Raw genomic sequence first — 20,096 nt, 5'->3', positions numbered from 1 at the left:
TCACGCGCCAACACCGCCACCCGCGCACCAAACTCCGCATACGACACCACCCGACCCTCACACCACAACGCAGGCGCACCCGGCGACCGAACCACCTGCGCCGCAACAGCATCAGCAACCGTCTGTGCCGCGGGCACCTCGACCTGCGGTCCGACAGACCACCGTTCGACGGTCGCCCGCTCGGTGCTGTCGAGCAACGAGATGTCGGCAACCAACGACTGCGGTCGACCCGCGACGGTGCGCAGGATGACACCGAGCGCCTCGGCGAAGACGCGGATCTGCTCGTCGTCGAATGCGCTCGGCAAATACTTCAGGGTGATCGACAGTCCGCCGTCGCTCATGGGCGACGTGACCATGTTCAGCGGGAAGTGAGTGGAGTCACTGACCACCACCTCGGCGATATCGAGCCCTGTGCTCGACGGGTCGGTCGTCGAAATCGACTCGGTGTCAACGGGATAGGACTCGTGGACGGTCAGCGTGTCGAACAGGGCACCGTCGACACCGGCGAGCGCGATCAGCTCCGGCAGCCCGAGGTGTTGGTGATCGAGCACCGCGACCTTGGACTCCTGCAGTGCTGCCACCACCTCGGCGATCGGCTTCGACGGGTCGACGTCGACGACCGCGGGCAACGTGTTGATGAAGAGGCCGACCATCGACGCGGCGTCGTCGAGGTCGGCGGGTCGTCCGGACACCGTCTCGCCGAAGGTGACGACGCGTTCCCCCGTCACCCGGGACAACAACACCGCCCATGCGAACTGCAGAACTGTCGCCAGCGTCGAACCCTGCGCCCGCGCCACGGATTCGAGCCCCGCGACGAGTTGTGCGTCGACGATCGTCGCATAGTTGCGCGGCAGCGCGTCGGCGGTCGCCACCGCGCCGGGCGCGACGAGTGTCGGCCCGTCGACCGGTGCGAGCACCTCACCCCAGGCCGCCAGCCCCGCAGCGTGATCTGCGCCGGCGACGCGACGCGCGAAGTCGCCGAAATCGCTTGCCCCGGTGAGCTGTCCACCGGTGTAGGTCGTCCCGGTGGCGTAGAGCGACAACAGGTCGGCCAAGACGAGCGGGCCCGACCAACCGTCGAACAGGATGTGATGGTTGGTGATCACAACCGTGACGCCACCGGAGTCACGGATCGCCACGACCCGTAACAGCGGGGGCGTTGCGAGGTCGAATGGTGTGACACGCTCGGCGGCGACGACCTCGTCGACCGCCGCGTGCCGCTGCGTGTCGTCGACGTCGCCCAGATCGAGTGTGCGCCACGGAACGTCGACCGACGGATGCACGACGGACACCACCGCGCCGCCCGCAGTCTGCAGATAGCTCGACCGCAGGGCGGGGTGATGGGAGAACAGCCCTTCGACCGCGCGGCGGAGTCGGATGTCGTCGACGGGCGCCGCCAGGCGCAGAACGGCTTGTCCCACATACACATCCACGGCATCCTCGCCGCCTGCGTCGGCGAGCGCCGACTGCAGGAAGAAGCCGTGCTGCAGCGGAGTCAGCGGCCATATCGCAGCACCGGGATATGCCCTGGCCACGGTATCGATGTCGGCCTGCGTGATGCCGGTGCCGGGCAGATCCGACGGTGAAAGACCCGGATCGCCGAGTGCCGCAACCTCGGCCGCGATCCCCTCGAGTTCGCGGAGCCATGCAGCCGCGAGGGCTGAGACGTCGTGCGTGGTCAACACATCCTGCGCGTACAGGAAGTCCGCGGACAGAACACGTCCGTGCTCGCCCGGACGAGACGCGATGTTGACCGTGAGCACGTTCGTCGCAGGCATCAGGCCGGACACCGTCGACGCCAGCGCTGGCGCGTGGGTGTCGACCGCGAACGGAATCCCGGTGTCGGCCTCGGTGACGCCCTGGCCTACTGCACCGAGATAGTTGACGCCGATGGCCGGAAGATCGCAGCGCCACAACGGACTTCGCTGATCGGCACGCAGTAATCCGAAACCGATGCCGTTGGTGGGGCGGGTCAGCCGCTCCTCTTTCGCTGCCTTGACGGCGTGAATCCCGTCAGAACCCGGATCGACGACGAAGGGCGCGATGGTCGTGAACCAGCCCACCGTGCGTGACAAATCGGCCCTACGGGGTTCCGCGGCGTCGAGGAGAACCTCCTCGTAGCGTCCGTGCCCCTCAGTCACCATCGCAACCGGGCCATCCGCTGCCAGCCAGCGATCGTTCTGCCACGAGCGCACCGCCCGCGCGAGCGCCGCGATCAACACGTCGGCGGTGGTCGCGCCGAACGCCTTCGGCAGGTCTGCGAGTACGGCCTCGGTCAGTTCCGGATCGAGTTCGACGGTCACGGGTGCGGGCGCAGTCTGCCCGACCGGCGCGTCGACGTCGAACCCGGGCGTGCGAAGTCCGGTGCGTGGCATCCAGTAGTCGAGTTCGTCGTCGACCCGCACCGTTGCTGCCAGTGCGTCGTGCCAGGCTCGGGCAGAGGTCACCTCTGGCCGCAATGCCATCTGGGCGCCGGAGCTCAGCGCACCCCAAGCGGTGATGACGTCCTCGATGATGACTGGCCACGAGACCGCGTCGACGGACAGGTGGTGGATGGCGAGAATGACACGGGCGCCGTCGTTTCCGGACACGAGCACCGCAGCGATCACACGCCCCGCAACGGGGTCGAGACGGCCGAGGGCTGCAGCGTGCTCGGCACGGATCAGCGTCTCGAACTCTGCTGAACGAGTGCTGGTGTCGGCATGGACGGCGCGCACCTCTGCGCGCGCATCGGGTGCGCCTGCGAGCAGACCCCACCCGTCGTCGGTATGTCGGAGGCGCAGCGCAAGCATCGGGTGGGCAGCCACGACGGCGTCGAGAACGGCCGCGAGCATGGCAGGACTCAGATCTGCGGGGGCGATCGTCACCACGGACTGCGAGAAGTCGCTGAACCGCGCGGGTTCGCCGGCGGTCTCGAGCAGCCATGCGACAACCGGGCTCAGCGGCACCTCGCCGGCACCACCGCCGTCCGGCTCGGACAGGAGGGGCACGCTCGCGCGGCCATCACTGCCTGCGCGGACCATCGCTCGAATCGTCTTGTGTTCGAAGATGTCTCGCGGCGACAGGGCAAGGCCCGCGTCGCGTGCGGCCGACGCGAGTCGGATCGACATGATCGAGTCGCCGCCGAGCGCGAAGAACGAGTCGGTGACGCTGACCCGTTCGATCCCCAGGATGCCCGCGACCACTGCGGCCAACTGGCGTTCGGCGGTCGATGCGGGCGCGACATAGTCGTCGCCGTCGGGGACCTCCGGGGTCGGGAGTGCACGTTTGTCGAGTTTGCCGACGGGCGTCAGCGGAAGTTCGTCGAGGACGGTGATGGTGGCGGGCACCATGTGCGCGGGCAAACGTTGTTCGAGGTGTTCTCGCACCGCCGACACATCGAGCCCGGCATCTGCAACCACATAGCCTGCGAGCGCTGTGGCCACGGAACCACCCACGCCGATCACGACGGACGCGGAGACGTCCGGATGTGACGACAAGGCGGCTTCGACCTCGCCCAGCTCGATACGCAGACCGCGCAACTTCACCTGGTCATCGCTACGTCCTGAGTACTCGAGCTCCAGCTCGCCGCCCTCGGTGCGGCGCCATCGCACCACATCTCCGGTGCGGTAGAGGCGGTCGCCGCCGGCGCCGAAGGGGTCGGCGACATAGCGTGCGGCGGTCAGGTCGGCTCGGTCGAGGTAACCGCGGGCCAGTGCGACACCACGGACGTAGAGCTCGCCGGGAACATTCACCGGAACCGGCTGCAGGGCGTCGTCGAGCACGAGCAGGCCCACACCACCGATGGGTCCGCCGATACGCACCGGGACGCCGACGCTGCGTCGGCTGTTCGCGACGGCGACCGACGTCTCGGTCGGGCCGTAGGCGTTGAAGAAGGCGACCTCGTCGGCCCACCGATCGACGAGTCGCTGCGGCAGCGCCTCACCCCCGGATGCCAGGAGTTGCAATCCCGGGACGGCTGCGGGATCGATTGTCGCGGCGACGGTCGGCGTCATGAACGCATGCGTGACCGCAGCCTCGCGCATGAACTCTTCGAGCAGTTCTCCACCGATCGCACCCTCGGGCCGGTAGGCGAGCGTCGCTCCCCCGGTTGACGCGATCAGCCACTCGAGGATCGACGCGTCGAAGCTCGGAGATGCATATCCCATCACGACCGACCCGGCGCCCGCCCCGTACCGGCTCAGGTCTGCCGCGTAGTTGTCGATACCTCGGTAGGTGACAGCGACGCCCTTGGGCCGACCGGTCGACCCGGACGTGTAGATCACGTAGGCGAGAGCGTCGAGGTGACGCGGGCGCACCAGTTCGTCCGACCGTAGCGGCTCAGACGCGTGCCCAGTGGAATCCTGATCGGTGATGACGTCGGAGACCACCGACCACTGCACCGAGGAGGGCAACTGTTCGCGCAACGCCGACGTCGTGAGACCGAGGGACACACCCGAATCGGACAGCATGTAGGCAATGCGCTCGGCCGGATAGTCGGGATCGATCGGGACATACCCGGCACCGACCTTCGTCACCGCCCACACCGCGGTGAGCAGGTCAACGGAGCGTCGAATCGCCAGTGCCACCAGCGATTCGGTGCCGACACCCTGTGAGATCAGCCAGCGGGCGCAGGCATCCGACCGTGCGTCGAGTTCGGCGTAGGTCGCCGCGGCGCCAGACGCGTCGGTGACCGCGACGACGTCGGCATGCTGTGCCGCCACATCGCTGAGAACGTCCGCCAGCAGGCGCGGTGTTGCCGCCGCACCGCCGCAGACCGACGACAATTCGTCGTACTCGCTGTCGTCGAGTAGACGTGAGCGGCCCACCGGCAGCGCCGGCTGTTCGGTCAGTTCGGTGAGCTGGCGAACGAATCGGTGGGCAATCGACTCGGCGGTGTCGGCATCGAAAATGTCTGTGGCGTAGACGAGTTCGCCAGACCAGCCGTCACCGGTCTCCCTCAGACCGAAGGTCAGGTCGACCTTGGCCGGAATCTCGTCGACGTCGACGGGCTCCACGGTGAGGCCGGGCAACTGAGCGGCGGCGATACCGCGTGCGGCGAGCTCGGGCATCGCGGATTGATCGAACGTGAGCATGACCTGGCTCAGCGGCGCAAAGGATTCCGACCGTGGCGGGTCGAGCGCCTCGACGACGGACTCGAACGGAAGGTCGGCATGCGCGAAGCCTTCGAGGTCGACGCCGCGCACGCGGTCGAGGAGTTGGGTGAAGGTCAGTGTGGGGTCGACGCCCACGCGCAGGACGAGAGTGTTGACGAACATTCCGACCAGTGGGTCGAGGACGCGCTGCCCACGGCCCGCGATCGGGGTCGAGACCGCGATGTCATCGGTCCCCGACAGTCGGGCGAGCAATGCGCTCAACGCCGCGTGCACGACCATGAACGGGGTCACTCCGGACACACGTGCCAACTCGGCCACGCTCTCGGCCACCGATGCCGGGATGTCGAATGACGCACGCGCACCACGCATCGACGCCACGGTCGGCCGCGGCCGGTCCGTGGGCAGGTCCAGCACGTCCGGCAGTCCACGCAACTGTCGTGACCAGTAGCCGAGCTGGCGACCGATGATGGAATCCGTGTCGTCCGCGGAACCGAGAACGTCGTGCTGCCAGATGGCGTAATCGGCGAACTGGATTTCCAGCGGCGCGAATTCCGGTGCGGCACCGGCAGTTCTGGCCATGTAGGCGGTGACGAGATCTGTGACGAGCGGTCGCAACGACTCGCCGTCGGAGGCGATGTGGTGCATCACCAACGCGAACACCCACTGCCCCGGCGCCTGCTCCCACAGGGCGGCACGGACCGGCCAGCCCGTGGTCACGTCGAAACCCGTCATCGCGACGGTCTGCAGTTGCGACCAGGAGTCGACGTCACGCCAGTCGAGTCGCTGCTCGATCTCGTCGACACCGCCGATCACCTGAACCGGATCGTCGTCGACGGCGGGGAAGGTGGTCCGCAGCACCTCGTGGCGCTCGATCACGTCGCTCAGAGCCGCGCGCAGGGCCTGCACATCGAGGTCGCCGACCAACCGCAGCAGCGCCGGAATGTTGTAGGTCGGCAACGAGGTGTCGAACTGATTGATGAACCACATGCGACTCTGCGCAAACGACAACGGGATTCGCTCCGGGCGTGGCAGTGCCACCACCGCGGGTAGACCGGCGGCACGCTGAGCCGACAGTTCGGCGAGACCGCGAACCGTCGGGGCGTCGAACACGTCGCGCACCGAGAGGTCGACCCCGAGTGCGTCGGGCGCGCGTCCGACGATGCGTGCGGCGGCCAGCGAGTTGCCGCCGAGATCGAACAACGAGTCGGCGACGCTGACCCGTTCGAGATCGAGCACGTCCGCGACTATCTCGGCGAGCATCTTCTCGGTCTCCGTGCCCGGCGCCACGTACTCGGACTCGACCACGATCTCAGGGTCGGGAAGCGCGCGACGATCCAACTTGCCGTTCACCGTGAGCGGCAGATCGTCGAGCAGCATGACCACGTCGGGAACCATGTAGTCAGGAAGTAGCGCAGCAGCATTCGACCTGATCACCGTCGGAGACACCTCGGCGCCCTCGCCGAGGACGGCATAACCGACGAGTTGTTCGATTCCGTTCTCCCGCGTCATGACCGCAACCGCGACAGCATCCACCCCTGGCGTGGACAGCAGTGCCGCTTCGACCTCACCGAGCTCGATCCGGAAGCCGCGCAACTTGATCTGGGCGTCAGATCGGCCGAGATACTCGAGGGTGTCACCGTGGCGGATCGCGACGTCGCCACTGCGGTACATCCGTTGTCCGTCACCGGCGAACGGGTCGGCGACGAAGCGCACACCCGTCAGTTCGGGTCGGCCAAGATACCCCCGCGTCACCTGCTTTCCACTGACATAGATCTCGCCCGGAGTTCCGTCCGGCACCGGCCTCAAACGCTCGTCGAGCACGTGGATCTCAAGCCCCGGCAGCCCGTCGCCGACATCCGATCCCTTTGCCGTCGTGACGAATTCGGGATCGAGCGCACGGAACGTCGAGTGCACCGTCGTCTCGGTGATGCCGTACATATTCACCAGCACGGGCCCAGGACGTCCGGCTCCCGCCATGCGATCGGCGTACCACCGTGTCACCTGGGCGAAGTCGAGCGCCTCACCGGCGAAGACCATATAGCGCACCGATGGCGACAACTCGTCGGAAACAGACGCCTCGCCACGCGGGCGCACGGCGGCGGCAAGCTGATAGAACGCCGACGGCGTCTGCGACACCACGGTCACCGACTGTTCCGCGAGCAGTGCCGCGAACTCCGCGGGGCTGCGCGTCGTCAGGTAATCCACGACGAGCAGACGGCCGCCGAACAGCAGCGGTCCCCACATCTCGAACACCGAGACGTCGAACGCGTAGGAGTGGAACATCGTCCACACGTCGTATTCGGTGAAGCCGTAATGCTGTTGTGCTGCGGCCAACAGCGCAACCACCGACCGATGTTCGACGACGACACCCTTCGGCCTGCCGGTGGAGCCGGAGGTGAAGATGGCGTAGGCGGCCAGTCGCGGGTCGAGTGCGGCAGGCAATTCCCCCGACGCGTGACGTGCACGGTCGGCGAGTTCGGCCGTCGTGGTCAGGGCGACACCGAGGAGGTCGAGTGTGGCGTGGCCGCCCTCGCCCGAGATCACCACGACGGGGGCCGCGTCGTCGACGACCATCTGCAGGCGATCCGCGGGGTGAGAGGTGTCGAGTGGGAGGTAGGTCGCGCCGACCTTCAGGATGCCGAGGATCGCCACCATGACGTCGATGCTGCGGGCAGTCGCGAGTCCGACGACCGAGCCCTGTTCCACGCCTGATGCGACGAGCCCCACACCGACGGCGTCGGAGAGCTCGTCGAGCTCCCGATAGGTGAGCTCGGCCCCGGAGGTGTCGGTGACCGCGAGCCGACCGCCGAAGCGCCGCACCGCGAGTCGAAAGAGGCCGGGCAACGACTGCCAGTCGTCCCCGCCGAGCGTGTCGACGGCCGCCGCGCGTATCTGTCCGAGATGCTCCTGCGTGAGGGCGGCCGATGCCGCGGGGTCGGCGCCGGGTGTGGTCACCAGGGGCGCGATGGTGGCTGCGACAGCGGCGTCGGCGTCGATACCACGTGCGGCGAACACCGTGGCCATCGGCGCAACCCGGGCTTCGAGTTCACCGAACGTGAGCGTGGTCGGGGTGGACAGCGCGAGGGCGTCGGGATCGGTCCGTGCGGTCACCCCGATCAGATCCCGTGTACCGGGACGGCGACCCCACCCCGAGCATGTTTCTACTGCGTTCGCGTCGATACCCGTCACGGCTGTGTCGAGACCTTCCGGCTAGATGGGATCTACAGGGGTGGATTTGTCGCGCACCGCGACACTAAGAGCGCGGGAGTGCAGTGCACTCAGGACGTCGTCGAGCTCGTCGGGACCCGCGGTGGCGAGTCCGGGAACCAATGTCATGAGAGCCATCGTGAGTGCCGAATCAGGATCGGGCACAACAGCACCCAGCGCCGACACATGCGCCGACAGTTCACCGAAACTGACCGCACACGCATCGGGCAGGATCGCCGCATCCGGATCGAACGTCGCCGCGTCCGCGATCAGCTCGAACAGCGACGCCTGCTCATCGCCATCAGCGGGATCGTCGACCTGATCGGAGTCGATGACCATGCTGGCGTCGCCCACGGCGCGCTCGGGATCGTCGAGCAGTTCGGCCAGCAGCCGGACGTATCGGTCGGCCATTCGGCTCACCGTCTCCTCGTCGAAAAGAGCAGTGGCGTAGATGAACTGGGCACGCAGCGCACCGCCTCGCGCCTCCCGTTCCGGATCGTTCGGGAAGAAGGTGAGCGCCAGGTCGACCTTCGCGGACGTCAGTTCCTCGCGCACGGGCTCCACGGTGAGTCCGTCGAGGCGGAGCACCGGGAACTCGACGTTCTGGAACGCCAGCATCACCTGGAAGACCGGGTTGTGCGCGGTCGGAGGTCGCGACATGATTCGCGCGACGATCTCGTCGAATGGGATTGCGGCATGCGACATGTCGGCGAGGTCGTCGCCGCGGACACGATCGAGCAACTCGAGGAACCGCTCGCCTCCGTCAACCCGCGTGCGCAGCGCAAGGGTGTTGACGAACATCCCGACGACGTCCTCGAGCAACGGCTCTCCGCGACCCGCGAACGGCGTGCCGATCACGATGTCGTCCCGACCCGAGAGCCGCGCGAGCAGCACCGCGAACACCGCGTGCGTGACCATGAACTGGGTGGTGTGGTGCTTGCGGGAGATCTCTTCGAGCTTCGCGACAACGTCGGACGGAATCTCGAAATCGACTGCGGCACCCTCGAAGTCGGGAGTCCTCGGACGTGGTTTGCTCGCAGGCAGCTCGAGGATCTCCGGCAGGCCGGACAGCCTCTCCTGCCAGTAGGCGAGTTGCCGCTCCTGCTCGGACACGCCGTCGTCGACCACAGCGAGGCGCTCGGAGAGCCACATGCTGAAGTCCGCGTACTGCACGGCCAGTGGCTTCCAGGCGGGTTCGGCCCCACCGTGCCGCGCGGCGTAGGCGGCCATGAGATCACGCGCGAGTGGCATCATCGATGCACCGTCTGCGCTGATGTGATGGACCACGAAGACGAGGACGTGCTCGTCTGCGGACACCCTGAGCAGCACCGCCCTGACCGGTGGCCGCACGGTGATGTCGAAGCCTGCACCGGTGATCTCGGCGATCTCAGCGCTCAGGGAACCCGCCACGTCGCGCACCTCGAGCAGCACATCGTTGTCGAGCGCGTCGGCGGGCATGATCACCTGCACCGGTTCACCATTGATCATCGGGTAGACGGTGCGCAGAGCCTCATGCCGCCGGCCGAGGTCGATCGTGGCACGGGTGAGTGCCGGAACGTCGAGGTCGCCGGACAACCGCAGAGCCATCGCCACGTTGTACGCGGCCGACTCGGGTTCGGCCCGGTTGATCAGCCAGAGACCCCGCTGCATGCCCGACACGTGCACGAGTTCTGTCCGGCTGCGCGCGTGGAGCGCGGGCATGCCCTGACCGGTTGGCCCCGACGTCAACGCCGCCGCGAGCGCGGAGACCGTCGGACGCTCGAAGAGCAGTTTCACCGGAACCTGACGGTCGAGCAGCGCCGACAAGCGTGCCGTGACCTTGGTGGCCGAGAGTGAACTGCCGCCGAGATGGAAGAAGTCGGCATCGGCGGAGACACGTTCGAGTCCGAGCACCTGGCCGAAAACGCCTGCGACCACCATCTCCAGCTGCGACCCCGGCTGCCGGTACGGGGCGGCGGTGCCGAAGTCGACCGCGGGCAACGACTTTCGATCGATCTTGCCCGATGTGGTGAGCCGGAATTCGTCCACCACGACGAGTGTGTGCGGCACCATGTAACCCGCAAGTCGCGTGGCGGCGTGCTCGAGCACGTGCGCAGGATCTGCGGACGCGCCCGCGGCCAGCGTCGCATACGCCACCAACACGTCGTCACCATTGGGCGCGGGCACGCCGAGGCATACCGCGTCGGTGACGAGAGGATGGTCGACGATCGCGGCCTCCACCTCCCCCGGTTCGATACGCAGGCCACGGATCTTGAGCTGGAAGTCGGTGCGTCCGATGTAGCGCAAATCGCCACGCACGGTACGGATCACGCGATCGCCGGTGCGATACATGCGCTCGCCGGGAGCGTATGGGTCGGCGACGAACCTCGACGCCGTCAGGTCGCTGCGGCGATGGTAGCCGCGAGCGAGTTGGACGCCACGCAGATACAACTCGCCGGGTACGCCCGTGGGGACCGGCCGCAGCGCGCGGTCGAGCACGATCGCACCGACACCGGGGATCGACAAACCGATCGACACCTCGTCGTGCTCGGTCATCGGTCCGGCGGCGGTGGCCCAGATGCTGACCTCCGTTGGCCCGTACAGGTTGTGGAATCGACGCCCGGCCCTCGCCCAGCGTCGCATCAGGTCGGGTGGGCATGCCTCCCCGACGCTGATGACCCGACGCAGCTTCGGCACGGCCGCCGGCTCGATGGTGCTCAGCGCCGATGGGGTCATCACCGCGTGCGTCACGCCCTCGTCCCTCATCAGGGTGGCGAGCTCGTCGCCGCCGAACACCCCGGCCGGGCTGATGACGAGTCGGGCGCCCTGTCCGAGCGCCATCAGGATCTCGAAGATCGACGCGTCGAAACTCGGTGACGCGACGTGTAATACGCGTGACTCGGTGTTCAGCCGCAGTATCGACTGCTGGTTTGCGACTACATTCGACAGTCCGCGATGGCTCAGCGCCGCAGCCTTGGGGCGCCCGGTCGACCCGGACGTGTAGATCAGGTAGGCGAGGTCGTCCAGTCGCGGTGTGCGAATCAGTTCCGCATCACGCAGCGGCGCGCCACTGTGGCCCGCCAGCCGGAACTCGGTGTCCTCGTGACCGATGACGAGCCAGTCCATCGCGTCCGGGAGACGCGACGCGCTCTCCTCGACGCTCAGTCCGACCGCCGCTCCGCTATCGGCGAGGATCTCGGAGATGCGCGTCGCGGGCAGACCCGGGTCGATACTGACGAATGCCGCACCCGACGCGGCAACCGCGAGCATCGAGAGCACCGATCGATGCGAACGCGGAATGCAGATCGCGACGATGTCGCCGGGACCGACACCCATCGAGACGAGTTCGCGCGCAAGCTGATTGGATCGAGCAACGAGCATCGACCAGGTGATCTCCGACGTGCCGACGATGGCCAGCGAATGCGGGTCGGCCTTCTCTGCGCCGACCAGGAAGAGGTCTCGCAGCAGCGCGGGTGCCGCGAGTGCCTCGCCACCGGAGATCAGCTCTGCCCGATCCTCATCGGCGACGATGTCGATGGTCCCGACCGAACGGACGGGCGCGGCGACCATGGCGCGCAACACCAGATCAAGTTGTGCAGCAACACGTTCCGCGGTGCGATGTTCGAAAATGTCAGCGGCATAGGAGAGTTCGAGATCGTAGCCGCCCGCGTCGGACTGATCCGTCACCGTGATCGACAGGTCGAACTTCGCGGCGGGCACGCGCGCGTCGATGAGTCGGGCCGATTCGTCGAAGTGGTGCAGGGTGGTCGCGTGTCCCGGATGCATCGTCAGTGCGACCTGGAAGAGCGGGGTGTGCGAGGCGGAGCGTTCCGGACTCACCGCGTCGACGATCCACTCGAAGGGGATGTCGGCGTGCTGTACCGCGCGGGTTTTGGTCTCGTGGGCGCGCTCGAGCAGATCTGCGACGGTGTCGACCGACGACACCGCGGTACGCAGCACCACCGTGTTCACGAACATTCCGACCAGTTCCGCGGTGGCAGGCTCGTCTCGGCCTGCCACGGCCGTACCGATCGAGACCTCGTCGACCTCCGCCCATCGCGACAACACGATTGCCAGCGCAGCGTGCACCACCGTGAACGGTGTGACGCCGCGGTCTCTCGCAAGACCCCTGATACCCGTCGCGAGGTCGGCATCGATATCCGCGTCGATGTAACCGCCGGCCCCGGTCGCGACGTGCGGTCGGGGACGATCGGTGGGAAGCATCAGCAAGTCGGCCACGTCCGCGAGCTCGGTTCGCCAGAACGACAGGCCCTCGGCGGCACGTTCGGTTGGCGACTCCAGCTCGCCGAGGAGTGTGCGCTGCCAGATGGCGAAGTCGGCGTACTGAACCTCCAACGGCTCGAGGTCGGGGTTCTTGCCGTCACGAAGGTTCGTGTAGGCGACCATGAGATCACGGATCAACGGCTGAAGTGAGAACCCGTCTCCCGCGATGTGGTGCAACACGGTGACGACGACGTATCCCTCACGATCACGCAGGATGCGGATCCGGAATGGGATCTCGCGTACGAGATCGAAGCCGCGTGCCGCCTCTGCGGCGATCAACTCGTCGAGTCGATCCACCGCGTCGAACACCTCGGTGTCGAGGAACTCCATCGCCTCGGCGGTCGTGAGGATCTCCTGCACGGGCTCACCGAGGTGGGACCCGAATCGTGTACGCAGCGTCTCATGACGCTCCACGAGGAACTCGATCGACGCGTGCAACGCGTCGACATCGACCTCGTGGCCGAGTCGAACGGCGCCGGGCATGTTGTATGTCGCGGCGCCGGGATCCATGCGATTGACGAACCACAGCCGAGTCTGCGCGTGCGACAACGGGATCATGGCTTCCCGTTCGACGCGACGCAACGCCACATACTCCTGCTCGCCGCCGAACTCGGTCAGATCGGCGATACCACCGATGTCCAGAGCCGAGAACACGGTGGTCAGATCGACCTGGAGATTTCGTTCGCTACGCGCTCGCGAGACGAGTCGCGCGGCGAGCAGCGAATCGCCACCCAGCGCGAAGATGTTGTCGCGCAATCCGATCCGCTCAACACCGAGGAGTTCGGTGAGCAGCGAGGTGAGTGCGAGCTCGACTCGCGTTCGCGGCGCGACGTACTCGACGGAGCGGTTCAGTTCGGGCGTGGGAAGCCGCTTCCGATCGAGCTTGCCCGACGGGTTCAACGGGAACTCGTCGAGTCGCATCGCGGCAACCGGGACCATGTGCGAGGGCAGATTCCCGCGGCACCATGCCAGTGCCGCGCTCTCGGTGACGTCGGCGCTCTCGGACCGGACGTACGCGACGAGCACGGGTCCCGCCGCGAGGTCCGTTCGAGGCACCACGGCACTCGCGTCGACTCCGGGCATGGCGTCGAGGACGGCCTCGATCTCGCCCGGCTCGACGCGTTGTCCGCGGATCTTGATCTGGAAGTCGGTCCGTCCCAGGTAGTGCAGAGTCCCATCGTCGGCCCACCTGACCAGATCGCCGGTCCGGTACATCCGGGTGCCCTCGGGCCCGAACGGGTCGGCGACGAATCGTTCGGAGGTCAGCCCTGGACGACCGACGTAACCGTCGGCCAGCTGGACACCGGCGAGGTAGAGCTCACCCGCAACACCGACCGGCACCTGGGCCAGGGCGCCGTCGAGGACATGCACCCGGGTGTTGGCCACCGGCTTGCCGATCGGGACCGGACCGTCGTCGCTGCCCACCGTGCATTCGGTGACGTCGACCGCCGCCTCGGTGGGGCCGTAGAGATTGACCAGGTCGGCGTGTGATCCGGCGATCACCCGCTCGGCGAGATGCCGCGGAAGCGCTTCCCCGGAGGTGAACACGCACCGGACCGTCGACGGCAGAAGCGTCGAGTGCCCCTCGTTCGCCAGTACCTCGGTGTACACGTCGAGCATCGATGGCACGAAGTGCAAGACGGTGATGCCACTCGAGATGATCAACTCGCGCAGGTACGCGGGATCGCGATGCCCGCCCGGCTTGGCGATCACCAGTCGAGCACCCTGTCCGAGCGCCCAGAGCAGCTCCCACACCGATACGTCGAAGGTGAACGGTGTCTTGTAGAGCACGACGTCGTCGGTGGCGAGGCTGTAGTTGTCCTGCATCCACCCGAGCCGGTTGATGACGGCCTCGTGGCTGACCTGGACGCCCTTGGGCACACCGGTCGAGCCGGAGGTGAAGATGACATAGGCGGCAGTTGCCCCGCCGCCCACAGACTCTTGTACCAACTCCCCGGTATCGGGAAGCCCGCTGTCGTCGAACCCGTCTTCTTTGAACCCCTCGTCAGTGAACGCGCACTCGACGAGATAGTCGTCGTCGATCACCAGTCGCGCGCCGACGGTGTCGGCGATGAGCGCGCGGCGCTGGTCGGGCTGCGTCGGGTCGACGGGAACATACGCCGCGCCCAGGGTGAGCACCGCATAGATCGCTACCAGCTGGGCAGGCCCGCGGTCGAGCGAGACGACGACGTGATCGCCCCGGCAGACGCCCGCCGAACGCAGCATGGCCGCGAAGCGCCTCCGCAACTCATCGAACTCCCGGTATGTCCACTGAAGGTCGCCGAACTCGATCGCCGTGGCCGTCGGTGTCTCACCGACCGCTGCCTCGAAACCGTCGAGGAGGTGGGCGGACGGCGCCGGGAGCGGCCGCAGTGGACCGACGCCGAGGTCGAGGAGGCCCGCACGTTCGCCGGAAAGCAGCAGATCGATGTCGCCGATGGGAGTGTCGAGCTGCGCGAAGACGCGATCGAGGAACGCGAGGAAGCGCTCGAGGTGGCCGCGCAGGTCGGCCTCGTCGTAGAGATTGGGGTTGCCGTGCAGGTCGACGCCGATCCGTGCGCCAGGACTCGCCTGGTACAGATTGAGCCGCAGATCTTCGAGGATGCCCGACGACAGGATGTGGTAGTCCACGCTCGCACCGACCAACTCGATGGGCTTGTCGAAGAACATGATGTTCACGATCGGCCCGAACGACGCGGTGTTGGCGTCCTGCAAACCCGCGTCGAGGCGGATGTCCTCGAACCGGTAGCGCTGATGTCGGAGCACACCGGTGAACTCGAGCTGCGCCTGCTCCACGAGGCCGCGCATCGACAGGCGCGTCACGTCGCGAAACCGCACGGGCAGCATATTCGAGAGCATGCCCGCCGCACGCTTGATCTTTGCCGTGGCACGTCCGGTCACCGGAAGGCTGAGAACGACATCGTCGGTTCCCGCCATCCGGGCGAGAAACGCCGAGAATCCGGCGCTCAGCAGCACCGCAGGCGAACTGTTCAGCGACGCTGCAAGACGCTCGATGGTCTGCTGGCGAGCGGCATCGATCTCGGCTGCGGCGACCGCATTGCAGGGCGAAAGTGGAACCGCTGCCGATTGCTGAGCCAGCGTCACTCGCTCTGGTAGGTCGTGGACGCGATCGGCCCAGTATTCGCGGTCGGCCTGGCGGCGGGTTCCTGTCAGATACTTCTGGTCGTCGGCAACCAATTCATCGAGCTTGGCGCCAGGCTTCGAGACGTATTCCGCCCCCGTGACCTCAGCGTTGTAGCGGTTGAGAATCTCGTACACCACGGTCAGTGCCGCGTATCCATCGAGCGCTATGTGATGTGCGCGCACGTACCAGAAAACACGGTCGTCGGCGACGCGGAGAAGTGCGCAAACGACGAGAAGGTCTGACTGCAGATCCATGCTGCCGCGATAATCCGAGTTCATCCAGTCGTGGGCGCTCGCGACCGGATCCAATTCGCCACGAAGGTCGACATAATGAACACCGTTGTCGACCGACTGATCGACAAACTGCATCGGCACACCGTCGACCTCGACGATCCGGGTGAAGGCCATCTCGGTCTCCCTGCCGACCTCCGTGATCACCCGACGGAGCAGTTCGACGTCGAGCGGCCGATCGCCATCGCGGATGTCGATGTACTGCGCGACGGTGACCGAGTAATCAGGAGAGAGGCTTTCCGCGAACCACATGCCGCGCTGAGCGGCCGTCAGCTCGAGTAGCGGACCAGCGAGTCCCGCTTCACGACGATCGTCCGCCGCGTGCTGTTGGCTCATATCCTCACTCCCGGGTTGTCCCGACTCGCCCGATCCCCGCTGGCTACGTCGGCTGGCTGCGGCCGGCCTGCCCTGGAAACCGATCCCGCCATTTACCCGACCTAGTCTCACCCAAGGTGTATTTCCGCGGAAGCAAACGCTCGATAATTCAATCGAAGGAAGTAGTTCAGAAATTATTACCAGGCCGGATAAGGTGACAAAAATACTTTCTCGACATTGATCGCTCGTGCCGACCGCGTCGTTACACATGTCCCCCGAACGGGCTAACTTCCTCGCACATCGAAATCGATTTGAGCAAAACTGGATCAGGTCGACATTCGACATGTAGTCTGCGCTCAATGCGGAATCCGGATCATTTTGGCTGATCCGGCATTCGGTGGTGCACAGGTCACGCCACCACTACAAGATGAGCCGCCACAGGGGAGAGGAGTGCCGAATGGCACACCCGTTCCGCAGACACCTTGCCTCGCCCAGCACAGGGTCGGGCGCTCGGCATCGTGCGGCCCCCGAGGTCGCCATCACCGCCAATGGCCTGCGTAAACGCTTCGGAGACCACACCGCCGTCGAAGGTGACATCTTCGACGTCGAGAAGGGGTCGATCCTGGCGCTCCTCGGGCCGAACGGTGCAGGAAAGACCACCACGGTCAACATGCTGTGCACCCTGCTCAAGCCGGACGACGGGTCGGCGACCGTTGCCGGTCACGACGTCGTGGCCGACGCCGCGGCGGTCAGACGATCCATCATGCTGACGGGCCAGTTCGCCGCACTCGACGAGTCGCTCAGCGGGCGCGCCAACCTTGTCCTCTTCGGCAGGTTGATGGGACTGACGAAGCAGGCCGCGCGAGAGAGAGCCGACGAACTACTCGTCGAATTCGGCCTGACCGACGCCGCCGAGCGCCGCGTCGGAAAGTACTCGGGCGGTATGCGACGTCGAATCGATATCGCTTGCGGCCTGGTCACCCGCCCTGAGGTGGTCTTCCTCGACGAACCGACAACAGGTCTCGACCCGCGCAGCAGGCAGGACGTCTGGCGGCTCGTCTCCGCACTTCGGGATCAGGGCGTCACGATCTTGTTGACCACCCAGTACCTCGAAGAAGCCGATTCCCTCTCTGACCACATCGTGGTGATCGACAAGGGTCGGGTGATTGCTTCTGGAACCGCGGCGGAGCTCAAGGCCGCGACCGGCGCCTCGCACTATCAGGTGACGCCAACCGTTGCGGAGGAACTCGAACCCCTGCTCGCCTGCCTCGGCGATCTCGGCACGACGCGAGCGAGCGCTCAGTCGGACGACACGGCAGGAAGCGACATCGACACGATCGCCGTGTCCGTGCCGGCGCCAGAGGGTGCCGACACCTTGGTCGAGATCGTTCGTCGAACGACGCTCGCGGGAATTCGGTTGTCCGACATAACATTACGACGTCCCAGCCTCGACGAGGTCTTCCTCACGCTCACCGGTCCCGACGCCGTATCCGATGACGATCTACACGAGGAGCACCCGTCCGACCGGAGCGCCAGCGCATGACGCAGGCAGCCCCGAAGAATCTCACCGCGCTCGTCGCTGCGCCCGAGTCGGGAGCCGAGCCGCGCGCCCGTGCACTGACACAACTCTGGGTGCTCGTCGGACGAGGAGTCGCCGGCATCGTCCGCAACGGCGAGTTCATCTTCGCGTTCGTCGCCCCGGTGCTGCTCGCGGTCTGCTTCTATCTGCCACTGCGTTCGATCATGGACGCCGACCCCGGGATGGACTACGCGCAGTTCCTCATGCCGATCATCGCACTCCAGTCGGTGGGCTTCGTCGCGTCCGCCGCCGCCATGCGCGCCGCGAACGACGCGACGAAAGGGGTGCACACCCGCTTCCGTACCCTCCCCATGCGCTCGTGGGTTCCGGTGACCGCACGTCTGGGCACCAACGGGCTGCTGTTGGCCCTCTCGGTCATGTGCGCCACCGCGACCAGTCTCGTCATGGGTTGGCGCCCCCACGGCTCCGCTGCCGACACGATCGGACTCTTCGCCGTTGCACTCGTGGTCGGCATACTCATCGCGGCTGTCGCCGACGCCATCGGTCTGTTGTCCGACAGTCCGGAAGCGACGAGCCAGGCGCTCTCACTCCCGATACTGATTCTGGGCATGATGTCCACCGGCTTCGTTCCCGAGAGCCAGTTCCCCGAGTGGATCGCCCCCTTCGTGCGCAATCAACCGATCTCGCAGTTCGCCACGTCGATGCGCGCGCTCAGCGACGGCAGTGCGACACGGGAGATACTCATGCCGACGGTGTGGTGGTGCATCGGCCTGGCGGTCGCTGCAGTCGTGCTCGGCGCCCTCGGAGCCAGGAAGGCCGCTCGATGACCACCGAGATGCCGGTTGCAACCCCGCGGTCCGAACGGTCGCTGCGCGCATGGGCAACGCAGAGCGGCGCGCTGACATGGCGTCAGGTGTCGGTGATGGTCGGCGACAAGGGGATGCTCGTCCAACTCGTCGTGGTCCCCGTACTCACACTGCTCATGTTCAAGGTGGTGCTCGGCGACGCGCTCGGCGGTGCAACCGGACAGGACAGCTCCTACTCGACGGTGCCGCTGGTCATTCTCGTGAGCGCCATGTTCGGGTCCGTTGCGGCAGGCGTGCGTCTGAACTCCGAACGTGACACAGGATTGTTGACGAGGTTGTACGTTCTGCCGATCCATCGCGCCGCCGACCTCACCTCACGGCTCGGCAGCGAGGTGGTGCGCATCGTCGTCGTGACCGCGCTGCTCCTCGCGATCGGCACCGCCACGGGCTTTCGGATCACCGGCGGTGCGGCCTCGGTCATCGGGATCATTGCTGTCACGCTGATGTTCGGCATCGCCTACGCAACCCTCGTACTCGCGCTCGCGGTGAGCGCAGGACCTGCCGCTCCGCTCGTCCCCCTGCTGTCGTTGATCTCGAGCGTGTTGATGTTCTTCAACTCCGGCTTCTCCCCCATCGACGCCTACCCGGGATGGCTGCAGCCGATCGTCGCGAACCAACCCATGACACCGACGATCGAGGTGATGCGATCACTGGCAAATGGCGAACCGGTGGCGCACAACTTCGTCAAGGTCGCGATCTGGTCGGTCGCGATCATCGCCGTCTGCCTGATTCCGGCGCTGCGCGGCTATCGGCGCGCGGCCACCGCGCACTGACGCACCCGACCCCACAGCACGCTGCCTCGCGCTACCGTCGGATTCATGACAACCGACAAAACCGGAGCCGAAACGAACGTCACCCACCTCGCCGACGAGAACCGCTACCAGATCAGCGTCGACGGTAGGGTCGCAGGCCTCACCGCCTACCGGGACCGCGATCATGACGGCAGCGCCGAGCGCGTTTTCTACCACACCGAAGTCGGCCCCGACTTCGGCGGACGCGGCCTGGCCACGATCCTCGTCCAGGAAGCCCTCGACGACTCGATCGCCGCGGGCAAGCTGATCGTTCCCGTCTGCCCGATGGTCCGACACTTCTTGTCCGAGCATGCCGACTACGCGGAGAAATCCCGAAAGGTCACGCCCGACGACATCAACTGGATTCAGTCAGTGACCACGTAGCCGCAATCGGGTCGAAAGTCCCTGGTCCAGCGCGCGTCGTCGTCCCTATTCTTATTGTGTGAGCGGGGGTGGACGACCGCTCACCGCGACGGTCGAGCTGCTCACCGGCCACCTCTCCGGGTGAGTAGCGGCGCACCGATCACCGACCCGCCTGACCATGTCGTCAGGCGGGTCGAGTCGTTTCTGCGGCACACACACG

At 66.4% G+C, this 20,096-nt stretch carries 5 protein-coding genes and 1 pseudogene; 4 read left to right on the top strand and 2 right to left on the bottom strand.

What is annotated here, in order from left to right; all coding sequences use genetic code 11:
• A partial coding sequence (locus tag A5777_RS12425) for a non-ribosomal peptide synthetase (protein ID WP_156529367.1) occupies positions 1-8,207 on the bottom strand: 8,207 nt, incomplete at its 3' end.
• A gap of 99 nt (positions 8,208-8,306) precedes the next feature.
• Positions 8,307-16,337 (bottom strand): non-ribosomal peptide synthetase, encoded by an 8,031-nt coding sequence (locus tag A5777_RS12420; RefSeq protein WP_064862862.1) that lies wholly within the window; start codon positions 16,335-16,337, stop codon positions 8,307-8,309.
• A 514-nt stretch (positions 16,338-16,851) separates the two neighbouring features.
• On the opposite strand from A5777_RS12420, the pseudogene A5777_RS12415 reads away from it, so the two are divergent.
• From A5777_RS12415 to A5777_RS12400, 4 genes and pseudogenes are all read left to right on the top strand, one after another.
• Positions 16,852-17,859, top strand: a pseudogene (locus tag A5777_RS12415) (ATP-binding cassette domain-containing protein); the annotation flags it as partial.
• Positions 17,856-18,683 (top strand): ABC transporter permease, encoded by an 828-nt coding sequence (locus A5777_RS12410; RefSeq protein WP_005203968.1) that lies wholly within the window; start codon positions 17,856-17,858, stop codon positions 18,681-18,683. The pseudogene A5777_RS12415 and the gene A5777_RS12410, both read left to right, overlap by 4 nt.
• Positions 18,680-19,495: an ABC transporter permease gene (locus tag A5777_RS12405; protein ID WP_005203966.1), complete on the top strand. Its 816-nt coding sequence runs from the start codon at positions 18,680-18,682 to the stop codon at positions 19,493-19,495. Before A5777_RS12410 ends, A5777_RS12405 begins: the two co-directional genes overlap by 4 nt.
• A gap of 45 nt (positions 19,496-19,540) precedes the next feature.
• On the top strand, positions 19,541-19,897 hold the full coding sequence (locus tag A5777_RS12400) for a GNAT family N-acetyltransferase (protein ID WP_064862860.1): 357 nt from the start codon (positions 19,541-19,543) through the stop codon (positions 19,895-19,897).
• The last annotated feature ends 199 nt before the right edge of the window (positions 19,898-20,096 follow it).

It is taken from the genome of Gordonia sp. 852002-10350_SCH5691597 (genome assembly GCF_001665715.1).
Lineage (GTDB): Bacteria > Actinomycetota > Actinomycetes > Mycobacteriales > Mycobacteriaceae > Gordonia > Gordonia sputi.
This window is presented reverse-complemented; position numbering and strand designations above follow the sequence as displayed.